This is a genomic window from Pseudactinotalea sp. Z1748, from assembly GCF_049725185.1.
Classification (GTDB): Bacteria; Actinomycetota; Actinomycetes; order Actinomycetales; family Beutenbergiaceae; genus CALKWS01.
On record NZ_JBMPQB010000001.1, the window covers coordinates 139,005 to 160,713 of the forward strand.

Annotated in this window: 20 protein-coding genes and 1 tRNA gene; 17 read left to right on the plus strand and 4 right to left on the minus strand. The window is 70.4% G+C overall.

The genetic code is table 11. The annotated features are described in order from the left end of the window. Positions 1-98: 98 nt before the first annotated feature. The 8 genes from ACO0LU_RS00695 to ACO0LU_RS00730 are packed head-to-tail and all read left to right on the plus strand — an operon-like array spanning position 99 to position 7,366. The gene (locus ACO0LU_RS00695; RefSeq protein ID WP_424786845.1) at positions 99-359 is read left to right on the plus strand and encodes a hypothetical protein; all 261 of its coding nucleotides are present in this window, start codon (positions 99-101) and stop codon (positions 357-359) included. Further along, positions 356-742 (plus strand): monovalent cation/H(+) antiporter subunit G, encoded by a 387-nt coding sequence (locus tag ACO0LU_RS00700; protein WP_424789513.1) that lies wholly within the window; start codon positions 356-358, stop codon positions 740-742. The genes ACO0LU_RS00695 and ACO0LU_RS00700 overlap by 4 nt, the downstream gene beginning before the upstream one ends. Further along, positions 742-1,683, plus strand: a complete 942-nt coding sequence (locus tag ACO0LU_RS00705) for a hydrogenase subunit MbhD domain-containing protein (protein WP_424789514.1) — start codon at positions 742-744, stop codon at positions 1,681-1,683. The genes ACO0LU_RS00700 and ACO0LU_RS00705 overlap by 1 nt, the downstream gene beginning before the upstream one ends. Continuing rightward, on the plus strand, positions 1,683-2,060 hold the full coding sequence (locus ACO0LU_RS00710; RefSeq protein ID WP_424790174.1) for an NADH-quinone oxidoreductase subunit K: 378 nt from the start codon (positions 1,683-1,685) through the stop codon (positions 2,058-2,060). The genes ACO0LU_RS00705 and ACO0LU_RS00710 overlap by 1 nt, the downstream gene beginning before the upstream one ends. Continuing rightward, positions 2,060-3,544, plus strand: a complete 1,485-nt coding sequence (locus ACO0LU_RS00715; protein WP_424789515.1) for a complex I subunit 5 family protein — start codon at positions 2,060-2,062, stop codon at positions 3,542-3,544. The genes ACO0LU_RS00710 and ACO0LU_RS00715 overlap by 1 nt, the downstream gene beginning before the upstream one ends. Beyond that, the gene (locus ACO0LU_RS00720; protein ID WP_424789516.1) at positions 3,541-5,064 is read left to right on the plus strand and encodes a complex I subunit 5 family protein; all 1,524 of its coding nucleotides are present in this window, start codon (positions 3,541-3,543) and stop codon (positions 5,062-5,064) included. Before ACO0LU_RS00715 ends, ACO0LU_RS00720 begins: the two co-directional genes overlap by 4 nt. Then, a complete protein-coding gene (locus ACO0LU_RS00725) occupies positions 5,061-6,824 on the plus strand; it encodes a complex I subunit 5 family protein (RefSeq protein ID WP_424789517.1) in 1,764 nt (587 codons plus the stop codon). Before ACO0LU_RS00720 ends, ACO0LU_RS00725 begins: the two co-directional genes overlap by 4 nt. Then, positions 6,821-7,366 (plus strand): Na+/H+ antiporter subunit E, encoded by a 546-nt coding sequence (locus ACO0LU_RS00730; RefSeq protein ID WP_424789518.1) that lies wholly within the window; start codon positions 6,821-6,823, stop codon positions 7,364-7,366. Before ACO0LU_RS00725 ends, ACO0LU_RS00730 begins: the two co-directional genes overlap by 4 nt. A gap of 91 nt (positions 7,367-7,457) precedes the next feature. Here the strand turns inward: ACO0LU_RS00730 and ACO0LU_RS00735 are convergent, their stop codons facing one another. From ACO0LU_RS00735 to ACO0LU_RS00745, 3 genes are read right to left on the minus strand one after another with little or no spacing between them, the layout of a single operon-like run. Next, positions 7,458-8,756 (minus strand): M20 family metallo-hydrolase, encoded by a 1,299-nt coding sequence (locus tag ACO0LU_RS00735; protein ID WP_424789519.1) that lies wholly within the window; start codon positions 8,754-8,756, stop codon positions 7,458-7,460. Between the two features lie 13 nt (positions 8,757-8,769). Continuing rightward, positions 8,770-10,353, minus strand: a complete 1,584-nt coding sequence (locus tag ACO0LU_RS00740) for a sodium:solute symporter family protein (RefSeq protein ID WP_424789520.1) — start codon at positions 10,351-10,353, stop codon at positions 8,770-8,772. Then, positions 10,350-10,613, minus strand: coding sequence for a hypothetical protein (locus ACO0LU_RS00745; protein ID WP_424789521.1), 264 nt, complete (start codon positions 10,611-10,613; stop codon positions 10,350-10,352). Before ACO0LU_RS00745 ends, ACO0LU_RS00740 begins: the two co-directional genes overlap by 4 nt. A gap of 246 nt (positions 10,614-10,859) precedes the next feature. On the opposite strand from ACO0LU_RS00745, the gene nagB reads away from it, so the two are divergent. Then, a complete protein-coding gene (nagB, locus tag ACO0LU_RS00750; protein ID WP_424789522.1) occupies positions 10,860-11,642 on the plus strand; it encodes a glucosamine-6-phosphate deaminase in 783 nt (260 codons plus the stop codon). 100 nt (positions 11,643-11,742) lie between these two features. Here nagB and ACO0LU_RS00755 read toward each other — a convergent pair whose 3' ends face one another. Further along, positions 11,743-13,149 (minus strand): type II CAAX prenyl endopeptidase Rce1 family protein, encoded by a 1,407-nt coding sequence (locus ACO0LU_RS00755; RefSeq protein WP_424789523.1) that lies wholly within the window; start codon positions 13,147-13,149, stop codon positions 11,743-11,745. Between the two features lie 269 nt (positions 13,150-13,418). Here ACO0LU_RS00755 and ACO0LU_RS00760 point away from each other — a divergent pair, with 269 nt between their 5' ends. From ACO0LU_RS00760 to ACO0LU_RS00795, 8 genes are all read left to right on the plus strand, one after another. Beyond that, positions 13,419-13,550, plus strand: a complete 132-nt coding sequence (locus ACO0LU_RS00760; RefSeq protein ID WP_424789524.1) for a hypothetical protein — start codon at positions 13,419-13,421, stop codon at positions 13,548-13,550. A gap of 88 nt (positions 13,551-13,638) precedes the next feature. Next, positions 13,639-14,829: a hypothetical protein gene (locus ACO0LU_RS00765; RefSeq protein ID WP_424789525.1), complete on the plus strand. Its 1,191-nt coding sequence runs from the start codon at positions 13,639-13,641 to the stop codon at positions 14,827-14,829. Positions 14,830-15,018: 189 nt separating this feature from the next. Next, positions 15,019-16,659, plus strand: coding sequence for a TIGR04028 family ABC transporter substrate-binding protein (locus ACO0LU_RS00770; RefSeq protein ID WP_424789526.1), 1,641 nt, complete (start codon positions 15,019-15,021; stop codon positions 16,657-16,659). Continuing rightward, positions 16,652-17,611, plus strand: a complete 960-nt coding sequence (locus ACO0LU_RS00775) for an ABC transporter permease (protein WP_424789527.1) — start codon at positions 16,652-16,654, stop codon at positions 17,609-17,611. The genes ACO0LU_RS00770 and ACO0LU_RS00775 overlap by 8 nt, the downstream gene beginning before the upstream one ends. Next, on the plus strand, positions 17,608-18,525 hold the full coding sequence (locus ACO0LU_RS00780) for an ABC transporter permease (RefSeq protein WP_424789528.1): 918 nt from the start codon (positions 17,608-17,610) through the stop codon (positions 18,523-18,525). Before ACO0LU_RS00775 ends, ACO0LU_RS00780 begins: the two co-directional genes overlap by 4 nt. Further along, complete coding sequence (locus tag ACO0LU_RS00785) at positions 18,522-20,159, plus strand: dipeptide ABC transporter ATP-binding protein (protein ID WP_424789529.1); 1,638 nt, start codon at positions 18,522-18,524, stop codon at positions 20,157-20,159. Before ACO0LU_RS00780 ends, ACO0LU_RS00785 begins: the two co-directional genes overlap by 4 nt. Next, positions 20,156-21,532, plus strand: coding sequence for an alkylhydroperoxidase domain protein (locus ACO0LU_RS00790; RefSeq protein ID WP_424789530.1), 1,377 nt, complete (start codon positions 20,156-20,158; stop codon positions 21,530-21,532). The genes ACO0LU_RS00785 and ACO0LU_RS00790 overlap by 4 nt, the downstream gene beginning before the upstream one ends. A gap of 56 nt (positions 21,533-21,588) precedes the next feature. After that, positions 21,589-21,674, plus strand: a tRNA-Ser gene (locus ACO0LU_RS00795). The last annotated feature ends 35 nt before the right edge of the window (positions 21,675-21,709 follow it).

Sequence of the window (21,709 nt, forward strand, 5' to 3'; positions counted from 1 at the left end):
TCCCCACCGGTGGCACGCCGGGCAGTGGCGCATAGGGTGGTAGGGCTCGGCCGGATGGTCGCCTACGTCGTCTTCCACCCCCCACCATGGAGACCCCTGTGATCGATGCCGTCCTGTACGGGGCTGTCGTCTTCCTGGTGATCAACGTGCTCGTCTCACTGGTCCGGGTGGTGCGCGGACCGGCCGACCACGACCGGCTGCTGGCCCTGCTGTTGATGGGCACCACCGCCACCGCCGTGCTGGCGGTGCTGGCCCACGTGATGGTGGTGGCGGCACTGCGCGATGCTGCGCTGGCCCTGGTGGCACTGGCCGCCCTGGTGGTGTTGGCCCGGGTCCGAACCCTGCGGGCGCGCCGATGATCCTGGACGTGGTCTCGGTGGTGCTGGCTGTGGCCGGGTGCGCCTTCTTCGGGGCCGGCACGGTGGGTCTGCTGCGCTTCCCGGACCTGAACAACCGGCTGCACGCCCTGGTCAAGGCCGACAACCTGGGCCTCGGGCTGGTGCTGGCGGCCCTGGCGCTGCAGTCGAGTGTGGCGGTCGCGATGAAACTCGTGCTGATCTGGCTGCTCGCCCTCCTTGCCGCGGCCACCAGTTCCTACCTGCTCGCCGACCGGTCCCACGTCGCGGGGGTATCGGCGATGACCGAGGCATCCGAGGCCGACGACGGCGCTGCGCCGGATGATGACCGTGCCGGTCGCGATGAGGAGGCCGGCAGCAGGGACCGCGGGCCGCGGACGCGCTGATGGAAGCGGTGGGAGTCTTCGACGTCGTGCTGGCCGTGGGCGTGTTCGCGGTTGCCGGCTACGCCCTGTTCGGCCGTTCGCGGGTGCGTGCCGCGGCGATGTTCCTGGTGTTCGGGGTGCTCCTGGCGGTCTCGTGGGCCTGGCTGCACGCACCGGACGTGGCGATCGCCGAGGCGGTGCTCGGTGCCGGGGTGACGGGCGTGCTGGTCATGAACGCGGTGACCGCCACCCCCGAACCGCCGCGAACCCTGGCCGGTGCCGGCCACCACCCGGGCCCCTGGTACGGCCTGCTCAGCGGGGCACTTGCCGCGGTGCTGGCGATGGCACTGCTCGGAGCGGTGTGGCAGTGGCAGACCGTCACCGGTGCTGGCGCGGTGGCCCAGGGGGAGATGGCGGCAACCGGGGTGTCGCATCCGGTGACGGCGGTGCTGTTGAACTTCCGCAGTTACGACACCCTGTTGGAGATCGGGGTGCTGGCCGCGGCCGCGCTGGGCGCCCTGGCCCTGGCGCCGGGTGGGCGGCTGCTGCCCGAGCCCGCGCCGGACACCGGCCCGATGGGGGCGATGGTGCGGGTCGTGGTGCCGGTCCTGGTCCTGCTCCTCGGCTGGCTGCTGGTGGCCGGGTCCACCCGTCCCGGAGGAGCCTTCCAGGCCGGCGCACTGCTCACCGGCGCGGTGCTGATGATTTACCTGTCCGGCCTCGGCCCGCGCCGCTCGATGGAGCGGTGGGTGCGCCCGGTGCTCCTGGCCGGCCTGGCGGCGTTTCTGCTGCTGGCGGCCGTGACCGCGGCGCTGGGCGGTGGCTGGCTGGTGCTGGGGGAGGGCTGGGCCGGCGGGGTGATCCTTGGCCTGGAGGCGGTCTTGATGCTCAGTATCGGGGCCACCCTGGCGGTGCTGCTGGTGCTGATGGACCGGATCAACGCGGCCGGTGATCGGGTGTGATGCGCTCCGATGTGTTCGTGATCCTGGCGGTTGCCCTGGCTGTGCTGGGCATCGTGCGACTGCTCACCACCACCGACCTGGTTCGCCGGGTGATCGCCCTGAACATCGCCAGTGGTGGGGTGCTGATGGTGTTGGTGGCCCTCGCCGCACGCACCGACCCGCCCGACACGGTTCCGCACGCGCTGGTACTGACCGGCATCGTCATCACCGTCTCGGTGACCGGACTGGCGCTGGTGCTCATCCGCCGGATCGAGGCGCCGGTGGGCGCATCCGGCCAGGGGCCGGACGGCGCGGCCGAGCCGGACGGCGCGGCCGAGGCATCTCGGGACCGGCCCTCCGGGTCCGGTCCCTCCGAGGCGGGCGGGGGTGATCGCTGATGGGTGGCGTGCTGCCCGCTCTGGTGCTGGCCCCGCTCGCCGGTGCAGTGGTCCTGGCGCTGGTGCCGGCGCGGTGGCGGCCCTGGCTCACCGTGACACTCGGCCTGGGCCTCACCGCGATGGCCCTGGCGGTGGTCCTCGACGTCGCCTCCGGGTCGCAGGTGCAGTACCGGATGGCCGGGTGGCGTGCGCCGTTGGGGATCGAGTTGCGGGTGGACGCGCTCAGCGCCCTGATGCTGGCGATGACGGCCCTCGTGAGCGTGCTGGTGCTGCTGTACGCCACCGGGACATCGCGGGTGCGCGGCAGCGAGGCGTTCTGGCCCCTGGTGGCGATGCTGTGGTCCGGGCTGAATGCCGTGTACGTCACCGCGGACCTGTTCAACGCCTACGTGGCGCTGGAACTGATGGGCCTGTCCGCGGTGGCACTGGTGGTCCTCGGTGGGCGCTCGGCGTGGCGCCCCGGCCTTCGGTACCTGTTCGTGGCGGTGCTGGGGTCGCTGGCCTACCTGTTCGGTGTGGCGCTGGTCTACGCACAGACCGGCACCCTGGACATGGCCGGGGCCGGGCAGGTGTTGACCGCCGGCGCTACCGCCTCGGTGGCCCTGGTGCTGATCACCGCCGGGATGGCGCTGAAGACCGCGCTGTTCCCGGCGCACACCTGGTTACCCTCAGCCCACGCAGCAGCCCCGTCCGCGGTGAGTCCGCTGTTGTCCGCGCTGGTCATCAAGGCCTCGCTGTACCTGCTCATCCGGGTCTGGTACGTGGTGTTCGACGCCGCCGCGCCGACGTTGGCGGGCCTGCCGACGGTGCTCGGCGTGCTGGGCTGCGTCGCGGTGGTGTGGGGCAACGTGGTGGCCTTGCGACAGGACCGGCTGAAGTCGGTGGTGGCCTACTCCACCGTGGCCCAGGTCGGGTACTTCTTCCTGTTGTTCGCCTACCTCGCCCCGTCCCCGGGCGCGCCGGCGGGCAGCCCGGCGGCGCTCGCCGCTCAGGCGGCCTGGGTGGGGGTGCTGCTGATGGTGCTGTCCCACGCACTGGCCAAGGCGGCGATGTTCATGGCCGCCGGGGTGCTCGCCCTGGCCCACCGCGGGGATGACCTGGACGGTCTGGTCGGTGCGGTCAACCGGATGCCGGGCACGGTGCTGGCCTTCGCCGTCTCCGGGGTGGTCCTGGCCGGGATGCCCCCCACGCTGGGGTTCGCCGGCAAGTGGCAACTGCTGCAGGCCTCACTGCAGGGAGGGCAGTGGTGGTGGCTGGCGGCGCTGCTCGGGGGCGGGCTGCTCACCTTCGCCTACACCGCCCGGGTGGTGCGAGCCACCTTCGATGAACCCGGGGCGGCCGGCCGGCACCAGCCGGTGGCGGTGCCGGCCCGGATGCCGGCGATCGCGCTGCTCCTGGCGGTCGTGGCGGTGGGGACCGGGCTGCTGGCGGTGCCGCTGGCGGAGTTCCTCGGCCCGGCGTTGCCCATCGGGGGGGCCCCGTGAACGAGACCGTCACCCAGGCCAGTTGGATTCCGCTGGCGATCCTGCTCACCTCGCTGCTGCCGGGGTTGGTGATCTTCGGGCTGCGCGAGCACCAGGTGCGCTGGCGCACCACCCTGAACCTGACCGGTGCGATCATCAAGGTCGGGCTGGTGATCGCGCTGGTGCCCCCGGTGACCTCCGGGCTGCGCCTGGAGTACCGCCAGCAACTGCTGCCCGGGGTGGACCTGGTGCTGATCACCGATCCGCTGGCGCTGCTGTTCGTGGGCCTGTCCACGCTGCTGTGGCTGCTCACCACGATCTATGCGATCGGCTATCTGGAGACCTCGGCGAACCGGTCCCGGTTCTTCGGCTTCTTCAGTCTGTGCGTGACCGCCACGGTGGGGATCGCGCTCTCGGGGAACCTGGTCACCTTCCTGCTCTTCTTCGAGGTTCTCACCCTGGTCACCTACCCCCTGGTGGCCCATCGGGGCACCAAGGCGGCCCTGCGCGGAGCGCGCACCTACCTGGCCTACACCGTCACCGGCGGGATCGTGCTGCTGGGCGGGGTGGCCTGGCTGACGGCGGTGGCCGGGCCGGTGGAGTTCCGCTCCCGTGGTGCCGAGGAGGTCACCGAACTCGCAGCCGCCGATCCCGGCACGGCGGTGGGGATCTTCGCGGTGCTGATCGCCGGCCTGGCGGTCAAGGCGGCGCTGGTGCCGGTGCACGGCTGGCTACCGATCGCGATGGTCGCACCGGCGCCGGTCAGTGCGCTGCTGCACGCGGTGGCCGTGGTCAAGGCGGGCGTGTTCGGGATCATCCGGGTGGTCCACGACGTGTTCGGGGTGCACCTGGCCTCCGACCTGGGCGTGCTGACGCCGCTGGCGGTGCTGGCCGGGATCACCATCGTGTACGGCTCGGTGCGTGCGCTCGCCCAGGACGAGCTCAAGGCCCGGCTGGCCTATTCCACCGTCAGCCAGGTCTCCTACATCACCCTCGGCGCGACCCTGCTCGCGGTCACCGCCACCACCGGGGGCATCGCTCACCTGGTGCACCAGGGACTGATGAAGGTCAGCCTGTTCTTCTGCGCCGGCCTGTTCGCCGAGGTGCTGGGGCTGACGAGAGTGAGCCAACTGGCCGGGGTGGGCCGCCGGATGCCGGTCGCCTCGGCCTCCTTCACCGTGGCCGCGCTGGGCATGATCGGTATCCCACCGATGGCCGGGTTCGTGTCCAAGTGGTACCTCGGTGTGGGCGCCCTCGAGGCCGGGCAGCCGTGGGTACTGGGGGTGCTGGCCGCTTCCACCCTGCTCAACGCCGCCTACTTCCTGCCCATCATCTACGTCCTGTGGTTCAAGGACCCGGACGAGGGCGCTGCCTGGCAGGGCGCGCAGACCCATCAGCGCCACGGCGTGGAGGCCCCGCTGTCACTCCTGGTTCCGGCGCTGTTGACGGCCGTCTTCGCCCTTGCCGTGGGGGTGCTGGCCGGCCTCGGCTACTCGCCGCTGTCGCTGGCAGAACTCGTCGCGGTCAGGAGTTACTCATGACCGCGCTCTGGATCGGCACCGCAGCGCTGCCGCTCCTGGTGGCGTTGGGACTCGCGATGGCCGGGCTGCTCCCGGACCACCTGGCCGAGAGGTCTCGCCTGGTGCTGACCTCCCTGGCGCCGGTCACCGTGCTCCCGGCAGCGTGGCTGGGGTCGGCTGCCCCGGACGGGGTCGGGGTGGCGATGGACTGGCTCCTGCTGGGCACCACGTTCCGGATCGACGACGTGGGCCGGCCCCTACTGGTGCTGGCGGCTGTGTTGTACGGGCTGGCCCTGGTCATGGTGGCCCGTTCCGATCTGTCCAGGCCATCGGCGCTGAGTGGCTTGCTGCTGCTGTGCTTCGTGGCCAACGCCGGGGTGTTCGTCGCCGCGGACGTGGTCACCCTGTATCTGTGTTTCACCGTGATGAGCCTGGTGGGATATGGCCTGGTGATCCACGACCGCACCCCCGATGCGCGGCGCTCCGGCCGGATCTACCTGTTCCTGGCCGTGCTGGGGGAAGCGGCGGTGCTGGTGGCCGCGATGCTGGTGGTGCGCGCCGGTGGGCTGGAACTGGCGGTGACGGCCGAGCGGGTGGCCGCATCGGGGCACACCGGTCTGATCGTGGCGCTGCTCTGGGTCGGGTTCGGCATCAAGGTCGGTGTGGTGCCCCTGCACGTGTGGCTGCCGCTGGCGCACCCGGCCGCACCCACACCGGCCAGCGCGGTGCTGTCCGGGGCGATGATCACCGGCGGGCTCGCCGGCTGGTTGCGGATGCTGCCCCTGGGCGAGGCTGCGATGCCCACCTGGGGCCTGGTGTTCGTGGTGGGCGGCCTGGCCGGGGCCTACCTGGCGGTGCTGCTGGGCGTGATGCAGGCCAAGACCAAGGCGGTGCTGGCCTACTCCTCGATCAGCCAGATGGGGATGCTCTCGGCGCTGGTGGGGGTCGCACTGATCGACCCGGACGGTGCCCCGGTGCTCGTGGCCGCGGCCGTGCTCTACGCCCTGCACCACGGGATCATCAAGGCCGCCCTGTTCTTCGGGGTGGGCTTGTGGGGAGCCCACGGCGCCGGTTCGGGCCGGGTGGTGGTGATCGCCGGATTCGCGGTGGCCGGACTCTCCCTGGCCGGGTTGCCCTGGACCAGCGGCTACCTGGCCAAGTACTCGGCCAAGGAAGCGGCCGACGGCGTGCTGGTGGCCGGCCTCGACGTCGCCTCGGCACTGGTGCTGGTGGGCATGGGGTCCACGGTGCTGCTGGCCCGGGCAGTGTGGCTGCTCGGGCACAGCCGGGCCGGCTCGCGTGGGGTGGACATCATGCTGCTGGGCTGGGTGGGACTCATCGGCGCCTCGATCCCGTTGGTGCTGTGGACCGCAGCGGGCGGGGGCGAGGTGTCGGTGCCGGGATGGTGGGACCTGGGCACCTGGTGGGCCCAGGGCTGGCCGGTGCTGGCCGGTGTGGGTGCTGCGGCGCTGGCACTGCGCCTGTCCAGGACGCGGGCGCTGCCGGACTGGCTCGCCCACCCCGATGGCCGGGCGGTGCCACCGGGGGACCTGGTGGTCGCCGAGGAGTGGCTGGCGAGCATGATCGGTCAGGGTGTGCAGGCCCTCAGCCGTTCGATCGCTCGGGGCCGCGACGTCATCGCCGTGGGCACCCGGCGGGTGCCCGCACCGGCTCGCTGGTTCAACCTGGGAGAACAGCGCCTGGCCACGTGGCGGGCCTCGGGACTGACGTTCCTGGGCATGGCCGGGGTCTTCGTCATCCTGGCCTGGTGGGGGGCATGATGAGCAACCGAGTACCCCCGTTCCGCTGGTGGCATCGTGCCGCCTCACTGGTGCGCAGGATGGCGGTCTTCGCCCTGTTGTGGTGGGCCCTGACCGAAGGCGACATGACCACCTGGGCCTACGGCGGCGTCGTCGTCCCGATCGCGGTCGCGACCAGCCTGGCGCTGGCGCCCTACCGGGGTCCCCGGCCCGGCGCCGGCCGGCTGCGGCGCACCTGGGCGCTGGTGCGGCTGGCCGGGTGGTTCCTGCGACGCTCCCTGCACGGTGGGCTGGACGTGGCCCGCAGGTCGCTGACGCGGCGACCGGACCTGGACCCGGGCTATGTCCGATGCCCGATGCGACTGCCGCCGGGGGCGGGCCGCGTGGCGGTGGCGAACCTGACGAACCTGATGCCCGGGTCGTTGTCGGTGCATCTGGGCACCGAGGAGTTGGTGGTGCACGTGCTGGACGTGGACCTACCGGTGCCGGCCACGGTGGCGGACCTGGAGGAGCGGATCGCACTGGTCGCGGCGCTGCCGTTGGCGCCGCCGGGCCGCAGTTAGGGTCCGGGCGCCGGGGCGAGCGCCGGCCCCGGGCACACCAGGTCCAGCGCTGCGCCGAAGGGCGAAGGCATTGACACCGACCGGGCCAGGCTCATCGCGGGCCCGCCTCTCCCGGGGCCACCTCGGCCATCTCCCGGTTCACCAGGCGCTGCACCACCTGGGTGAGCACCCTTAACCCGACCACCAGATCCGCATCGGAGGTGAATTCCCGCTCACAGTGGGACACCCCGTCCACCGAGGGCACGAACAGCATGACCGAGGGCGTGATCGCGTTCATCGCGATCGAATCGTGTCCGGCCATGGTGGCCAGCAGCATCGACTCCACACCCTCGTCGCTCGCGGACTTGGCGCCCAGGTCCACACCTTCGGCCGGGAAGCGCTGCACCGGGCGGATGTCGAAGTCCTCGGCGCTGATCTCCACATTCCGGCGCCTGCCCAGGTCAGCCATACGCTCGAGCAACAACGCCCGGGCTCGCGCCACGTGCGCGGGGTCGTCGGCGCGGATGTCCAGCACCAGGTCCACCTGGCGGGGCACCACGATCGGGGAGTTGGGTTGCACGTCGAACTTGCCCACCGACGTCACGATGGATCCCGAGGGGAACTCACCGGTGACCTGCTCCGCCTCCAGCACCACGTGCGCGGCCGCCACCAGGGCGTCGCGCCGGTCGGACATCGCGGTGGCGCCGGTGTGGGACTGCTCGCCGAGCACCCGGACCAGGAGTTTCTGGGTGTACCAGCTCTCCTGCACCACACCGATGGGGATGCCGGACTGTTCCAGGCGCCGTCCCTGCTCGATGTGTATCTCGGCGTAGGCGCCCGCCGGGATGGTCACCGCTTCACCTCGGTAGCCGATTGCGCCGATCGCGTCGGCGACGGTGACGCCCTGGGGGTCGGTGGTGGCCAGCGCCCGATCCAGATCCAACAGACCGGCGAAGACCGAACTGCCCATGATGGAGGGTGGGAACCGGGCCCCCTCCTCGTTGAACCAGTCCACCACGGCGAGGTTCAGGCCGGGGATGATCCCGTCCCGTGTGGCTGCCCGGGCCACCGCGTGAGCGGCGTGCAACGCCGCGATCACGCCATAGGTGCCGTCGAAGCGCCCACCCAGGGGCTGGCTGTCCAGGTGGGACCCGACCAGCACGTACGGCGCACCGGGGTTCCAGGACCACAACGCGAAGACGTTGCCGATCTGGTCCACCCGGATCTCGAACCCCAGGTCCGTGGCCCGGGAGCAGAACCAGTCCCGGACCGCACCGTGCTCGGTCGTGCCCGCCTGCCGGTCGATCCCGCCGGCAACGGTCGCGCCGAAGGTGGTGGTGTGATGGAAATCGGCGAGGAAGCCGGGCACGTCGAGCTGGTGCGTGGCGTTCTGTACCTGGTCGATGGTCATCGTCCGCTACCCGCTACCCGCTCCCGGTCCGGCCGGCCGAGCCGCCGCCCGGCTCGGTGAAGGGCCACCGGCGGGAGTCATCCGGGATGGTGTCGGCGAACTCCTCCGGGTCCGGCTCGTTGAACCGCTCCCGGTCGAAGTCGTCCCTGCGCCGGCTCAGTTTGAGGAGCAGGCGCGAATCGCGGGGCTTGGTGAACAAGCTCACCCCGACGAAGACGACGATGTTCAGCAGCAGCGACAGCAGGCCGCCGCCACCCACGGAGAAGGGTCCGGGGATCGTGGCCGGGACCGCGGTGAAGACGACCAGGCTGGTCACGCCCACCAGCAGGCCCGCGGTGGCGCCGGCCACGCTCGCCCGCCGCCAGAACAACGCCCCGACGGTGGGGACCACGATCTGGGCCAGGCCGGCGAAGGCGACCAGCCCGATCGTGACCAGGAGGCCGGGGACGTACAGGGCCATGATGTAGGCCATTGCGGAGAAGCCCAGGATCGCCCAACGCCCCACCCACACGCGCTTGTGTTCGGGCAGGTTCTTCTGGAAGTACCTCTCGTGGAAGTCGATGGTGTAACTGGCACCGAGGGCATGGACCTGGGAGTTGGCAGTGGACATCGCCGCCCCTGCCCCGGCGGCGATCACCACGACGGCGAGCACCAGGGGCGCATAGTCGAGCAGCATCACCGCCAACACCTGGTCGGGTTCGTCGACGTCGGGCTGGACCACGGCCGCGGTGTTGCCGATCAGCATCGAACCGATGTAGGCGATCGCCATCAACCCCACCAGGAACGGCATCAGGTCGAACAGCCGGGAACTCCTCGTGGCATACATCCGGGTCCACATCTGCGGGCCCATCAGGGCGCCCAGTGGGGTGATGAGGAACATCGCGACCCACGTCATCCACTGTCCGTCGGCAAGGATCAGGTGCTCGGGCTGGACCTGCTGGATCTCATCGAACATGGTGCCCATTCCGCCGACCTCGCCGACCACGAAGATCCCGGCGGCGATCAGCCCCACGAAGATGGTCACCCCGTAGAAGATGTCCGTCCAGGCGATGGCCCGCACGCCCCCGGCCCACACGTAGATGATGATGACCAGGTAGAACAGCAACGCGCCGAGCCAGAAGGGCAGCGCGCCACCGGAGGCGACCTCCATCAGGTAGGCGCCCCCGGTGAGTTGGATCTGCAGGTGCGGCAGGGTGAAGATCACCAGGATCACCGCGACCAGGGTGGCCAGACGGGAGGAGCCGAACAGGTCGGCGAAGAAGTCCCGGGCGGTGACGTAGTTGCCGCGCTTGCCGTGGAACCAGACCCGCTTGCCGATCCAGTAGTACATCACCCCGAAGAAGATGTTCCAGACCAGGGCGGTCCAGTACAGCGGGCCGTCCAGATAGAAACTGGCGTTGGAACCCAGGAACGCGAATGCGCTCCACCAGGTGGCGGTGACGGTGAAGAAGACCGCGATCGACCCCATGGTCCGGCCCTGGACGAAGTAGTCACTGGCGGTGCCCGCGGACTTGGTCGCCGAGTACGCCCCGATGATCAGCGGGACCATGAGGAAGGCGGCGATCGCGCCGAGTCCGAGAATCTCTGCGTTGCTCACTGGTCCACCTCCGCGTCGAACCGCTCATCCGAGTTGTGCGGGCGGGCGCGGCCCCAGTGCACCTTGTAGGCCCAGAACAGCACCACGCAGAGGATCGCCCAGACAACCAGATTGAAGCCATAGATGAATGGCATCCCCAGGATCCGCGGCTCGGCCACGTCGTGATACAGGAGGATCCCGGGGAACTGCAGCACGGCCAGCCCGGCAATGACCAACGACCAGATAGCGATCGTGGTCGGGGAGGATCTACGTTTCGACATCGACCATCCTTTGCGTTGTCACGGAACGGATTCTGAGTGTGTCGGTGGACCTCAGGCGATACGGAGAGCGCAAGGACGTTCTGGAGCGTCTTCGATCGCGTCGGCCGAGGATAGCGGGTTACGAAGCGGAGCGCTCGCGCAGGCGCGGCCCCGCTGCGGGCCGCCGCAACAGCGATGCCGCTGTTCTCGGGGGAACCCGGGGCAGAGGAGTTGGGTGGGTCGCGCCGGACCTGCCAGACTTCCGGCATGGAAGTTGTAATCAAGCCGGCCCAGGAGACGGCCCGTCTGGCGGCCGATGCCATCGTGGCCCTCATCGACGCCAAACCCGACGCTGTGCTCGGGTTGGCCACCGGATCCTCCCCGTTGGGTGTCTACGACGAACTCGCGAAGCGACACCGCGCCGGGGAGGTCAGTTTCGCCGGGGTCAGCGCCTTCCTGCTCGATGAGTACGTGGGCCTGGCGCAGGAGCACCCGCAGCGCTACCGCAACGTGATCCTGACCGAACTGGTGGACAGGATCGATCTGGACCCGGCACGGGTCCATGGGCCGGACGGCCTGGCCCAGGACATCCCGTTGGCCTGCGCGCGCTACGAGCAGGCGATCGTCGATGCCGGCGGGGTGGACCTGCAATTGCTGGGCATCGGCACCGACGGCCACATCGGCTTCAACGAACCGGGATCCTCCCTGGCCTCGCGTACCAGGATCAAGACCCTGACCGGGCAGACCCGCGTCGACAACGCCCGGTTCTTCGACGACGACGTGGACCGGGTCCCGCACCACTGCCTCACCCAGGGCCTGGCGACCATCAGCGCAGCCCGGCACATCGTGTTGCTCGCCCAGGGTGGTGGCAAGGCCGAGGCTGTGCACCAGATGGTCGAGGGGCCGGTCAGTGCGATGTGGCCGGCCAGCATTCTGCAGCACCATCCGCACGTGAGCGTGCTCCTGGATGAGGGCGCCGCCGCCCGGCTGCAACTGGGTGACTACTACCGCCAGGCGTTCCAGGCCAAACCGGAGTGGCAGGGCCTGTAGCCGGTCCCGGTCGCGCCGGACCGGCCGGCGGGGCCATCCGGCACGTCCGAGGGGTGCGGCCGAGCGCGGGTGGGCCGGGCCGTAGCACCATCGGGCCAGGCTATGAACCCGGGCCTCTACCCTCCCAGGGATTGGGCGTGATGGGCCCGGGCAGTCGCATCGCCTCGCGTGCCTTGGGGGTGCGGGTGCGCCACCAGACCAGTGCGGTGGCCAGGACGCACATGGCCATCCCGACGAGCATGAACGGACCACCCACACCCGCCTCGCGGTCGAACATCCCGTCGAAGTCCATCCCGAGCGCGGAGTTGAGGATCATGATGAAGGTGTTGTTGGCGGCGTGCACGATGATGGCCGCCTCCAACCCCTGGGTTCGCCAGGTCATGATGGTCAGCGCCACCGCGAAGACGACGTAGTAGACGTTCAGCCACATGTCCCCGGCGCCGTGGGCGATCGCGAACAGCACCGCGGAGGTCAACGTGCCGATCACCAGCGCCACCCGCGGTGAGGCGAACCAGCCCCCGACGGCGCGTTGCACCAGGCCGCGGAAACCCACCTCCTCACCGGCGGACTGCAGCGGTGTGGTGAGGATGGCAATGACGATGAAGGCAGCGTGGGTGGCGGTGAAGACACCGGTCTCGGTGGGGAAGACCAACGGGTTCAGCGCCGTGTAGAGCAGGTAGGCCGGCAGCAGGACGGCGGCCAGCATGAGGAACAGCCGCCACCGGATCTTCCCGGCCACCGAGTGCAGGGACCCGGGGCGCACCCCGTACAGCAGGCGCTGGATCCCCAGCGACAACGGCCACAGCGCGGCCAGGGACAGGTTGGTCACGAGCATGCCCAGCGGCGTGATCCGCAGCCCTGCCATCAGGTCGTCGCCGAGCAGATTGACGTCGCTCTGGACCAGGATCACCACGGTGGCGGGGATCTGCAGCAGGACGAACCCGACGCCGAACATGACGAGCGCGAGGATGCCGCGCCAGATGTTGCCGCCCTGGTCCCGGCGCAGCGCGTGGTGGTAGGCGCGCGGTGGCTGCGGCGCCTGTTGGTAACCCGGGTAGCCGGGTGCGGGCTGGTAGCCGGGGTAGCCGGGTGCGGGCTGGTAGCCGGGGTGGCCGGGCGCGGGCTGGTGCCCCGGGTAGCCGGGTGCCTGCTGGTACCCCTGATATCCGGGTGCCTGCTGGTACCCCTGATATCCGGGCGCGGGCTGGTAGGCCGGGTGACCGGGGGCCCCTTGGTACTGGGTGGGCATCGGGGCGGGCCCCGGCGCGGCGCCGTAGGGCGCGGCGTACGGATCGGTGCCGGTCCCCTGCGAGCCGGGCGGCGTCGTCGTCGGTGGTGCATACGGGTCGGCACCGGGGGCAGGGGTGGTCCCCGCGCCCTGCGGGTCGACCTGCGCTCCCCCTGTCGGACCGGGTGGTGCCGCGGAGCGTGGGGCGCCGTCCGGGCGTGCCCACGGTTGCCCGTGGTCTGGGTTCTCCTCGGTGGGGGTGTCGCTGGCGTTGTTCATGACTCCACTTTGTCCTATCGCAGGCCCGGCGGGCCATGTGGGCTGCCATCGGCTCATGTGCGTCCGGCCCGGTCCGGTCGTGACATCCGTCAGGCTCGGTACTGTCCAGGTTTCAGGGTACGGCTCCGGCGCGAACTCGGCTCCGGCACGAGTTCGGCCTCGGCCCGCTCGCGCCGCACGGGCAGGGATAAGGTGGGGTCCAGCACCACCGGGTTTCTGGTCGCATCGGATCGAGCCGGTGTGCGGCGGCGAGTACGGAGGGTGGATTGATGGTTCAGGACGACGACGACGCCGCAGCGCGTGAAGCCGTGCGACGCCGGGTGCTGATCCGCTCGGTGATCGCGTGGTTCGTCCCGATGCTGGTGCTGGCGCTTGCGTTCTTGTTCTTCATGCTGCGTTGACGCGGGACTACCGCCGTCCTGGTGCGCCGCGATCGGCCGGCCGTGACGGATCCCGGGTGGGCGCCGGATCTTTTAGGCTGGCCCCATCATGTCTGTGCCGCCGGATCCGTTTCCATCCTCGCCCCCGCCCGACGACGGACGCGGGTACGGCATGGACCCGCACCCGGCACCGGACGAGCCACGGCGTCGACGGCCCCGGTGGGTCCCGATCGTGGCGGCGGTGGCCATCATCGCCCTGGTCCTGGGCGGGATCGCGGCGACCCTGAGTTACCTCGCCGCGGAGCGGGAGCGGCGCGACGCCGAGGAGCTGGAGCGGGAGCAGACCGAGGAGGCCGACCAGGCTGCCCGGGACTTCTTCGCTGCGGTCGAGGGACACGAGCAACACTGGAGCGCCGAGGCGGTGCAGGCCACCTACGGGGTGGAGGTGGCCGAGGTGTTCTTCAACCTCAACCTCGACGCGACCGAACTGGCCGAGCCGGCTGCGGACCTGGCCCGGGCCTGCGCCGACCAGGAGGAGGCATTCGCTGCCTTCTCCGGACTGGGCGGTTCCACCCGGCCCACGCTGGCGCAGGTGCCCGGAACGAGCCCTTCCTACCGCAGCGCAACATCGGCGGCGCGCAGTTCCGCGCGCCTGGGCGAGGCGGAGCAGGAGTACGTGACCACAGGGCGGGACCTGTCCGAACAGTTGCTCCTCTACTGCACGGCGTGGTCGGAGGCGGCTACCGCGATGGCCGCGGAGCAGTCCGATTATCACCGCCGCATGGAGGCGGTCCTGGTGCCGCAGGGACAGAACCAGCGCGAGGGCAACTGGACCGTGGAGTGCTCCGACCCGGACGGATGCCTGCCGGTGGTGCGCGCGGACCGGGAGGAGTACGCCAATGCCACGGTGGACTTCTACACCCGGATGCATCAGGTCCGCACGGTTCTGGCCACCGACCACTGCTTCGATGGCTACGAGGCGGTCTGCCAGGCCGACCGGGCCCTGACGGGTGCGCAGCTGGAGGGCGCCGAGAACGCGATGGACCTGCTGCGGGGATCCCTCGGCACCGGAGCGGAGGCGCTGCCCGGCTACAACGATGCTCTGCAGGCCTGGAACGATGAGGTGGAGGACCGGCGCGGGGAGTTGGCCCGGATCCTGAAGGACATGGACACCGACGTGTCCCCGGAGGTCGCTCAGCATTTCGCCGCCCACCAGCATGTGGTGCTGGGCGGATGGCAGCGCACCATCGCCGAGTTGGCCGAGGCCTCCCTGGACCGCGACACCATCGACCGGGCCTGAGCGCACGGGGCGCCGGGCGCCTGCGCACGCCGGTGAGCCGGCGCCGAACGCCGACCGCCTCTGGCGCCGACCGCCTCTGGCACGGCGTCCACATTCTGATACCAACCGGGGTGCTGTGGATACCCCTGCCCTCGCTGGCGCACGCTCGTCACCACGGCGGACCACCCGGTCCGCGCAGAGAGGTAGATGATGTCACTGATCCGTTCCCGCGCCGCCGGCGCAGCCCTGGTCCTCACATCCGCCCTGGTGCTGTCCGCGTGTGGCAGTTCGGCGAGTGGCGCGGGCGAGGACGGAGAACGGGGTGGCGGCACCCTGGTGTACCTGGAGCACCAACCCCATGACACCCTGTACCCGCCCTCGGCCGGCTTCTACCCCAACGGCGGCATCGTCAACAACATCACCGACCGACTGGTGTACCAGAACCCCGAGACGCTGGAGTTCGAGCCGTGGATCGCCACCGACTGGGAGATCAACGACGACGCCACCGAGTACACCTTCACCATCCGTGACGACGTCACCTTCTCCGACGGCACCCCGCTGACCGCCGAGGTGGTCGCGGCCAACTTCGACCTGTACGGCCACGGTGACCCCGAGCGGGCCCTGATCGTCTCCGAGGCGGTCAACAACTACGAGAGCAGCGAGGTGATCGACGAGACCACCGTGCGGTTCCACTTCGACGCCCCGGCACCGGGTTTCCTGCAGGCCACCTCCACGATCAACTCCGGGCTGGTCTCGGCCGAGACCCTCGAAGGGGCCTTCGAGGACTTCGCCCCGGGCAACTCCGCCGCGGTGATCGGCACCGGGCCGTTCGTGATCACCGATGAATCGCTGGGCACCTCCCTGACACTGAGCGCCCGGGAGGACTACGACTGGGCGCCACCCTCGCTACCCCATCAGGGCCCGGCACTGCTGGACGCGGTGCAGATCGAGGTCACCCCCGAGGACAGTGTGCGGGTGGGTTCGCTGTTGTCCGGGCAGGCCGATGTGGTCCGCTACGTCCAGGCCCAGGATGAGGCCCAGGTGGAGGCTGCGGGCCTGGAGATCCACGCCCCGCAGACCAACGGGGTGAACAACTCCCTCTCCATCCGTTTCACCCAGGAGACCCTGTCCGATATCCGGGTGCGCCAGGCCCTCATCGCCGGCACGAACCGGGCCGAGGTGGTCGAGACGATCTATACCGACCACTACCCCCTGGCCACCTCCACCCTCAGCGCCGGGGCCTCAGGGTACCTGGACACCTCCGAGCACCTGGCCTATGACCCCGAGCGGGCCGTCGAACTCCTCGAGGAGGCCGGCTGGAGCGAGGGGCCGGACGGCATCCGCGTCAAGGACGGCCAGCCGCTGCGTCTGGTGGTCAACGAGGCTGCGCCGCAGCCGCGCTCCTTCGAGGCGCTGACCCTGGTCAGCCAGCAGTGGCAGCGCATCGGGGTGGATCTGCAGATCCTGCGGGCCGACGCCGGCACCTACGCCGAGGCGATCCTGGACCCCGACCAGGTGCAACTGTTCCACTCCATGGTGGGCCGGGCGGACTTGGACGTGATCAAGTCCCAGTACCACAGCGAGAACCGCAACACGCTGCTGAACCGGGTCGGCGATGAGCCGGTGGCCGACGCCGAACTCGAGGACCTGCTCGAGGCGGTCGCCTCGGAGGCGGACCCGGACCAGCGCATCGCCAACACCGAGGCGGTCCAGACCTACCTGGCCGAGAACGCCTACGTGATTCCGCTGTTCGAAGAGCCCCAGGTCTACGGTGCCGGCACCCACGTGCGCGACTTCGGCTGGGAGTCGGTGGCACGGCCCAGTTGGTACCAGACCTGGCTGGATGAGTAGAGGGACAGGGGTGCCGTACTTCGCCGCCCGGATCGGCCAGGCAGCCACCGTGCTGCTGGTGGCCTTCACCGCCGCGTTCCTGCTGCTGCAGGCGATGCCGGGGGACGCGTTGATGATCCGGTTCGAGAACCCCGAACTCGGGTTGTCCCCGGCCCAGATCGCCGACCTGCGCACCGCCTACGGTGCCGACACCCCCTTGCACCTGCAGTTCTGGCACTCCCTGTCCGGGGTGTTCCGGGGGGACCTGGGCTACTCCATCGAGTCGGGCACCGCCGTCAGCGCCATCCTGGCCGACGTGGTGCCCCGAACCCTGATGCTAGCCGGGTTGGGATTCGTGGTCGCGGCGAGCCTGGCCTTCTCGATCGCCTTCGCCGCCGGCCTGAGCAGGTTCGCCTGGCTGCGTTCCCTGCTGCGGGCCGCGCCGAGTCTGTTCGTGTCGGTGCCGGTGTTCTGGCTGGGCATCCTGCTCATCCAGATCTTCTCCTTCCGGCTCGGCTGGGTGCCGATCATCAACCCGGGCCCGGTGGTGGGCCTGGTGCTGCCGGTGCTGACGCTGGCGGTACCGATCTCGGCACCGTTGGCCCAGATCCTGATCCGCTCCATGGACGCCGTCAGCCTGCAACCGTTCGTGACCGTCACCCGCGCCAAGGGCGCCACCGAGTTGTGGACCCAGTGGCACGCCGTGCTGCGCAACGCGGTGCTGCCCACGATGACCATGGCCGGGGTGCTCTTCGGTGAGCTGATCGCCGGCGCGGTGGTCACCGAGACGGTCTTCGCCCGCTCCGGGCTGGGCCGGATCACCGAACAGGCGGTGCGCAACCAGGACATCCCGGTGCTGCAGGGTGTGGTGCTGCTGGCCGCGGCGGTGTTCGTGGTGATCAACCTGGGTGTGGATCTGCTCTACCCGCGCGTCGATCCACGCCTGCGAGGAAAGGTGGCTGCGGCACGATGAGTAATCTGCAGGTCCTCGACTCACCCGCACCGGCCGACCCCCAGGGCGCGGGTGCGCAGCCCAAGACGCTCACCACCACCGGCCCGCGCGGGTCGAGACGGCTTGGCAAGGACCGACGACGACGAGGCAGCAGGCGCGCATTCATCCTGCCCGGGGCGGTGATCGTGCTGGTGGTGGCCTGGGCGGCGTTCCCCGGTCTGTTCGCCCCGGCGGACCCGATCGCGGGGAACGCGGCGGTGGCGCTGTCCCCGCCCAACGCCGAGCACCTCTTCGGCACCGACGCCACCGGACGGGACGTGTTCAGCCGCGTGGTGCACGGGGCGATCCACTCCTTGTCCGGTGCGCTGCTGGCGGTGACCGTGGGCCTGATCGTCGGGTCGACCCTGGGGATCGTGGCCGGATCGGCACCCCGGGTGGTCGACGACGTGATCATGCGGGTGGTGGATGTGCTGCTGGCGATCCCGTCCCTGCTGTTGTCCCTGAGCGTGATCATCCTGCTCGGATTCGGCACCCTGCAGGCGGCCCTGGCGGTGGGGGTGGCCTCCATCGCCGCGTTCGCCCGACTGGCCCGCTCCGAAGTGGTGCGGGTGCGCCGCAGCGACTACGTCGAGGCCGCCTTCGGCTCCGGGGCCACGTTCTTCTCGGTGCTGTGGCGGCACGTGCTCCCCAACTCCACCACTGCGGTGCTGGCCCTGGCCGCGCTGCAGTTCGGCACCGCGATCCTGGCCATCTCGACCCTGGGCTTCCTCGGCTACGGGGCCCCGCCCCCCACCCCGGAGTGGGGCCTGATGGTGGCCGAGGGCCGTGACTACCTGGCCACCGCCTGGTGGCTGACCACGCTCCCGGGTCTGGTGGTGGTCGCTGTGGTGCTCTCCGCCAACCGCATCTCCGCACTGATCGGACGGCACCAGTGAGTACCCCGCTGCTGAGTGTGCGTGACCTGTCCGTGGTCTATCACGGCAGCGCCGGGCAGGTACCGGCCGTGCGGGAGGTCTCCTTCGACGTCGCCCCGGCCGGCGCCGTGGCGCTGGTGGGCGAATCCGGCTCCGGCAAGACCACCACGATCCAGACCCTGCTGGGCCTGCTGCCCCCGGCCGGAGAACGCACCGGCGGGCAGGTGGACTTCGCCGGTGCCGACATCACCGGCTGGTCACCCAAGCAATTGCGTGCAGCGCTGGGTACCCGGATCGGGTATGTGCCCCAGGACCCGAACAACTCCCTGAACCCGGTGCGCCGGGTGGGCGACAACCTGGCCGAGGTGCTGCGCATTCACAAGTGGGGAGACCGCAAGGCGATCCGGGCCCGGGTGGCCGAACTGCTGGACCGGGTGGGCATCCCCGAACCGGAGCTGCGGGCCCGCCAGTACCCGCACGAACTCTCCGGCGGGATGAAGCAACGCGTGCTGATCGCCAGCGCGATCGCGCTGGACCCGGAACTGATCGTGGCCGACGAGGCCACCAGTGCCCTGGACGTGACGGTCCAACGGCGGGTGCTGGACCTGCTCGATGACCTGCGCGCGGAGTCCGGCACCGCGATCCTGCTGGTGACCCATGACCTGGCGGTCGCGGCGGACCGGGCCGACGACGTCGTCGTGCTCTCCGAGGGTGCGGTCCAGGAGTCCGGGCCGACCGGCTCGGTGCTGAGGCACCCCGAGCACCCCTACACCCGGCAACTGCTGCGGGACGCCCCGGCCTTCGCCGTCGAGGACGCACCCGAGCCACCCGGCGGACAGGAGGTGGTGCAGGTGCAGGACCTGGTCAAGGAGTTCACGCTCGGGCGCCGGCGCCCACCCTTCCGGGCGGTCGACCAGGTCTCCTTCACCGTGACCAAAGGCAGCACGCACGCACTGGTGGGGGAGTCCGGGTCCGGTAAGACCACCACGGCCCGGTTGCTGCTGGGCTTCGAACAACCCACATCCGGGTCCATCAGCGTGGCCGGGCAGCGGGTGGACGGGCTGCGCGGGAAGGCGTGGCGGCAGATGCGCGCCACCACCCAGATGGTGTACCAGAACCCGTTCTCCTCCCTGGACCCGCGCCAGGACATCGAGACGATCCTGACCGAGCCCCTGCGCAACTTCGGGATCGGCGATCCCCGGCAGCGCCGGGCACGGGTGCGCGAGCAACTGGACCAGGTGGCGTTGCCCGAGGCGATGCTGGCCCGCCGCCCCGGCGAGCTCTCCGGAGGGCAGCGCCAGCGGGTGGCGATCGCCCGCGCGCTGGTGCTCGAGCCCGAGGTGGTGGTGCTGGACGAGCCGGTCTCGGCGCTGGACGTGACGGTGCAGGCCCAGATCCTCAGGCTGCTGGCGGACCTGCAGCGCGACCTGGGTGTGACCTATGTGTTCATCTCACACGACCTGGCCGTGGTGCGCCGGCTGGCCCACACCGTCAGCGTGCTCCAGCACGGCAAGGTGGTGGAGTCCGGGCCGGTGCGCGAGGTGTTCACCAGTCCGCGCCAGGCCTACACCCAAGAGTTGATCGCGGCGATTCCCGGCCAGGGGCAGGTCGCGGCCGCGACGCACCATGACGAGACGGTAAGGACGGGAACATGACTCAGGCAGACGCAGAGCAGACCGAGCCCGCGGGCGCACCGGCCCGGCCCGGGGCGGACCTGGTGGATCGGGTGCTCGGGATCACCCCCGGCGATGCATTGGATCGCGTGCGGGCCGTCCGTGCGCAGGCTCGCGAACATACCCAGCGCAGTTACCAGGTGCTGTTCGATCCGACCGATGCCACCGGGATCAGTGTGCTGGAGCGGTTCGCGGTGGCGGCCTTCACGGTCACCTTGCACCTGCGGCTCGGGGCGCCCACGGCGGTGCAGGCGCTCGCGGCTCACTACACCGGCTCGTTGCAGCACCTCGATCCCGGGCTGGCCGGGGTGGTGCTCACCAGCGCGGAAGCCGCCCGCACCCGCGGGCCCTACGGCGGCTACGCCGAGCCGGGCTTGGTGCAGGAGTCGACCACGGGGCCGGTGTACCGGATCGAGACCGATGCGGCTCCGGACACCTCAGCCCGGGCCACCTCTGCCCGGGTCCGCGCGGGACTGGAGCATGCACACCTGCTCACCTTCCGCCCGCGTGAGGCCGGCCCGGAGGATCTGCAGCGGCTGCTCGATGCCGGATGGTCCACCGACGGAATCGTCACCTTGTCCCAACTGATCGCGTTCCTGGCCTACCAGGTTCGGTTGGTCCATGGCTTGTCCTACCTCGGTGGCGCCGATGCGCCCGACCGGGGTGGCGTGGCGGAGGGTGTCACACCCCCGCGGGGCGCTGCCGATGCGGCGGAGGGGGCGAAGGTGGGTTCTGCGGACCCAGCCGGGACCAGCGGCGGCGATCGTGTTCTCACCCATCCCGGCGGCACCGGACCGACCGCGTTCACCCGGGACCAACTCGGCTGGCTGCCTTGGCTGGAACCGCTGACTGCCGATGACCTCACCCAGCGGCACCACCACGGCCTGGTCGATGCCGCACGTGCCAAGTCGGAGTACTTCATGCTGCTGGCCCGCGACCCCGAGGCCCTGGGTGCACGAACCCGAACCGACAAAGACATCTTCTACAACACCGACGGCGGACTGCCCCGCGCTGAGCGGGAACTGGCCGCCACCGTGGCCTCCCGGGTGAACGGGTGCGTATTCTGCGCCTCCGTGCACGCCCGGTTCGCGGCCCACTACGGCAAGGACGCGGACGCGGTGCAGCGGTTGCTGGATGAGGGCACCGACGCGGACCTGGGACCACGCTGGAATGTGCTCACCGCGGCAGCCGCCGCCCTGACCCGAACCCCGGCCGACTTCGGCGGCGTGCACCTGGAGTCCCTGCGCGCCGCCGGCCTGGGCGATCCCGAGATCGTCGATCTGGTTGCCGCCACGGCGTTCTTCAACTGGGCGAACCGGCTGATGCTGTCGCTGGGACAGCCCACCCTGGCGTGATACCGCGCACGCGAGTTTGAGGCAGGCCCGCCGATCCGGGTAGGCTGAACCGCCGAGGTAGCGTGTCCGAGCGGCCGAAGGTGCGGCACTCGAAATGCCGTGTGGTTCATAGCCACCGTGGGTTCAAATCCCACCGCTACCGCGAACAGGTGTGGCCCAGCCCTCTGACCTGGGGAA

Bases quoted from the DNA above. Each gene is read 5' to 3' on its own strand.
- nagB (WP_424789522.1), top strand. From the start codon at position 10,860: ATGGAAGTTGTAATCAAGCCGGCCCAGGAGACGGCCCGTCTGGCGGCC.
- ACO0LU_RS00715 (WP_424789515.1), top strand. From the start codon at position 2,060: ATGGGTGGCGTGCTGCCCGCTCTGGTGCTGGCCCCGCTCGCCGGTGCA.
- ACO0LU_RS00710 (WP_424790174.1), top strand. From the start codon at position 1,683: ATGCGCTCCGATGTGTTCGTGATCCTGGCGGTTGCCCTGGCTGTGCTG.
- ACO0LU_RS00790 (WP_424789530.1), top strand. From the start codon at position 20,156: ATGACTCAGGCAGACGCAGAGCAGACCGAGCCCGCGGGCGCACCGGCC.
- ACO0LU_RS00725 (WP_424789517.1), top strand. From the start codon at position 5,061: ATGACCGCGCTCTGGATCGGCACCGCAGCGCTGCCGCTCCTGGTGGCG.
- ACO0LU_RS00765 (WP_424789525.1), top strand. From the start codon at position 13,639: ATGTCTGTGCCGCCGGATCCGTTTCCATCCTCGCCCCCGCCCGACGAC.
- ACO0LU_RS00775 (WP_424789527.1), top strand. From the start codon at position 16,652: ATGAGTAGAGGGACAGGGGTGCCGTACTTCGCCGCCCGGATCGGCCAG.
- ACO0LU_RS00705 (WP_424789514.1), top strand. From the start codon at position 742: ATGGAAGCGGTGGGAGTCTTCGACGTCGTGCTGGCCGTGGGCGTGTTC.
- ACO0LU_RS00735 (WP_424789519.1), bottom strand. From the start codon at position 8,756: ATGACCATCGACCAGGTACAGAACGCCACGCACCAGCTCGACGTGCCC.
- ACO0LU_RS00760 (WP_424789524.1), top strand. From the start codon at position 13,419: ATGGTTCAGGACGACGACGACGCCGCAGCGCGTGAAGCCGTGCGACGC.
- ACO0LU_RS00755 (WP_424789523.1), bottom strand. From the start codon at position 13,149: ATGAACAACGCCAGCGACACCCCCACCGAGGAGAACCCAGACCACGGG.
- ACO0LU_RS00730 (WP_424789518.1), top strand. From the start codon at position 6,821: ATGATGAGCAACCGAGTACCCCCGTTCCGCTGGTGGCATCGTGCCGCC.
- ACO0LU_RS00700 (WP_424789513.1), top strand. From the start codon at position 356: ATGATCCTGGACGTGGTCTCGGTGGTGCTGGCTGTGGCCGGGTGCGCC.
- ACO0LU_RS00745 (WP_424789521.1), bottom strand. From the start codon at position 10,613: ATGTCGAAACGTAGATCCTCCCCGACCACGATCGCTATCTGGTCGTTG.
- ACO0LU_RS00780 (WP_424789528.1), top strand. From the start codon at position 17,608: ATGAGTAATCTGCAGGTCCTCGACTCACCCGCACCGGCCGACCCCCAG.
- ACO0LU_RS00770 (WP_424789526.1), top strand. From the start codon at position 15,019: ATGTCACTGATCCGTTCCCGCGCCGCCGGCGCAGCCCTGGTCCTCACA.